Below are 3196 nucleotides of genomic sequence, written 5' to 3'. Positions count from 1 at the left end.
AGCAAGCAATACAAATAAAGAAATAATCTTTTCTCTTTTCGGAAGTAAAAGTATAAACACAACAACGCTTAGAGCAAACACCAAAAGCGCTCCTCTTGATTGTGTAAGGATAAGCGTAATTAAGAAGAATAAGAGAAGCAATCCATAAATAATCTTTTTGAATATACCCTTTTCATTGAGGACAAATCCTGTTGAAATAAACAAAGGTAAAAGCAGGAACCCGCCAAAGGTGTTTGAATATTGAAGAGTAGAAGCAATAGATAATCCCTGAACAAAACCATTATTAATAAGATATTTAAAAAATGGAGAAGATAAGTTAAACCTCATCCCAATATAAGCAAGAAAACCTAAAAGAGAAAGCACAAAAGAAACCCCAAGAATAAAATTAAGTGCAACACGGAACATCAACTCGTTTGAAACCGTATCGATTGCAATGTAAAATAGAAATACATAAAGGACAATTTTGTAAAACTCGGTAAGGGTTGCAAAAAAGTAAACTGTGAAGAAAAGAGAAATAAAAGATATTAGGAGGAAAAGAAGTAACCCTAATTCAACCCCGCTTCCTTTTAAAGGCTCACCTTTTACAAATTTCTTATACGCAAAAAGCGAAATAGCAGGTAGACTCAAAAGGAATGTAAGATATGTCTCCCACTGGAAATATCCACCCTGGAAAAATGCAGTGAAAGCGATAGGAACAAGAGAAAATACAAATATAAGGATATTTAGAACATTACTTTCCTTAACTTCTTTTTTAGCAATTTTGTTTTCTTTCTTTGCCATCTCTTAATTATACGCAAATATATAAAAATTTCATTCTGGATTTAATGGAATCGATCTAACTCTTACAATCTCTTTTCCATTTTTATCGATACCCTTAATGAAAATTACAAATGGTCCCCTGTCCGGTACTTTAATATAAGCAACTCTTGCGTTACTTTTCACTTCGCTTTCTTCAACTATTGAACCATTTACCTCAACACCTGCAATAATCTTATCAAGCAAATTTGTATTTCTTACAATAGAATATCGAATCTCTAAAGCGGTTCCCGCTTTTAAACTTATCCTGCCGAGGTCTGTCTCAACTTTAATAAGAGGCGCAATAGCAAAGTACTCATTATACGCTTCCTCAATACAGGGATTTATTTTTACCGCAGAATATAAATATTCAACTTCTGAAAGAATGTCTTTTCTTAGCTTTGCAACTTCCGAAAGCCCTAAATATGCATACGCATTTTCTTTGTCAAGTTCCAAAGCCTTTGTAAAATATATTTTTGCTTTGTCTTCTTTTATATGCACAAAACCAAGCGCAGTGTATGCAATAGAATCTTTTTCTTTGGGTGTTATGTAGTGCATAGCCCTGTATTCTTCATCGGTAGCAGTAAAATTCAGCGCATCTTTTGCAAGAATATCAATTTCGTCAGCATTGCCTTTCCCAGTATAAGCAAGTGCAAACGCTAAATCTGCTTTTATTGGCGCCCAGAGTGGGTTTCTTTCAAGCGCAATTTGTGCAAAGTCAACTGCCTTTTCGTCCTTTGAATAGAGATAAAGGCGAGAAAGTCTCAATGGGATATAGAAAGAAATCTTGTTTTCATTATACGCTCTACCAAGTGCATCTTTTGCTTTTGAAATATTTTCTTCCCTTGAGATATTTAGCATTGCCAAATCTTCGTAAGTTTCAGCAAGATTTGTTAGATATTCTACATTGTATCGTGAGGCAGTCACCGCAACTTTGAAGTTTGCATTTGCTGTAGCAATATCGCCTTTTTGAAGATAGTTTTCACCTGTTGTTGCATAAATTGAAGCAATAGTTTCAGGAACAAGGAAGATAACGAATAACATAAATACTACCGCTATGGAGAAAAGCACAAACGAATCCGTGGAGAATATTCCTGCATTTACTTTTGTTTTGCTTCCAGCAAGTGCAAGTGCGATAAAGAAAAGGAGGATTATCGAAAGATATTGAAAACTTAAATCGAGATTTACGTGAATAAACAGCACAAGGAATGCAATTGCAATAAAAATATTTATGTCACTTTGGAATGTTTTTTCTTTAAAAGATGCCCAGAACACCGACAAAATAAACAGAAGAAACGCACCTGCCCCTAAAACTCCTGTTTCTGCAAGAAGCCTTGCAAGAAGAGAATGTGGGTCGAGCGCATAAAAAAGCCCAACTCTGTAGTTCAAAATTGCATCTTTAAATGTATTAAGCCCTGTCCCAAAAATTGGATATTTCTTGAATATATTTAAAGAGCCTAAAAGAAGTTGAATACGATTTTCTATCGAAAAAGCAGAGCCACCACTTATAAATGAGAAAAATTCCTTTGCATGTGCTGCCCTATCTTTAACGATTGGCGCAAAAAAGATATTATTAAGAAAGATGAGAGCACCCGTCACAAGAATCACGGAAAGTGTATCCAGAAGAAGCCTTTTCTTATCTTTGATAAAAAGTGGCAGAAGAATCAAACCCACTAAAATAGAAATATAAGCACCTCGTGAATCTGTAAGGTATAAAGCGAACAACATAAGCACTGATTCAACAAAGAAAACGGATTTTTTACGGGACCTATCAGTTACAAGTAAGCCAAGCGAAATTAATGAGAAAAAGAGAAGATAAGTTGCAGTTGCATTAGGATACTGGAAGAAACTTGCAACTCTTGAGCCCTGTATAAAGCCATTTGAAACAAGAAATTGAGAAAATTTACTTTCACTAAAGAAAACATAAGAAAAATACTCAAAAATGCTTGCAAGAGAAAATGCCGTTCCGATTGAAGAGAGAGCAATCAAAAATCCTTTTATATCCTCTTCTTTAAGAATCGACGAAATAACAAAAAAGTTTATAACGCCCGAAAATATCTCAAAGAATCCAACAAGCGATGCATACCTGTATTTTGATGTAAGGACAAGCACAAGCATCACAAAAATAAAAATCCACATCGAAACCGAGTTTTTGTATAGGCTTACCTCATGAACTTTTGATACATAAAAAAGAAACAGGACAAATATAACGAAAGATAACATCATTGAGATAAATGCATAGTATTCAAGTTCTACGCCGTTAAAAATAGTGATAAATATAAGGTTAAATAGAACTAATCCAAGAATTAATTTCTTAAGCAATCTCTCGCTCATCCCAGATATTCCTTATGCGTTTTAAACCACTCAACGGTCTTTTTAATGCCCTCATAAAGAGAATACT

2 protein-coding genes are annotated in these 3196 nt (G+C 34.3%); both read right to left on the bottom strand.

Translation table 11 applies throughout. The annotated features are described in order from the left end of the window. Positions 1-780 (bottom strand): hypothetical protein (locus JHC30_05655; GenBank protein MCI4463640.1); only part of this gene is annotated, 780 nt, incomplete at its 3' end. 30 nt (positions 781-810) lie between these two features. Next, entirely contained in the window at positions 811-3129 is a 2319-nt protein-coding gene (locus JHC30_05650; protein MCI4463639.1) for an O-antigen ligase family protein, read from the bottom strand. Between the last annotated feature and the right edge of the window lie 67 nt (positions 3130-3196).

Source organism: Caldisericum sp. (assembly GCA_022759145.1).
Taxonomy (GTDB): Bacteria; Caldisericota; Caldisericia; order Caldisericales; family Caldisericaceae; genus Caldisericum.
The sequence above is the reverse complement of the archived record's forward strand: the minus strand, read 5'-3'. Positions and strand labels throughout refer to the sequence as shown.

Coding starts and splice junctions, on each gene's coding strand:
- JHC30_05650 (MCI4463639.1), bottom strand. CDS start 3,129: ATGAGCGAGAGATTGCTTAAGAAATTAATTCTTGGATTAGTTCTATTT.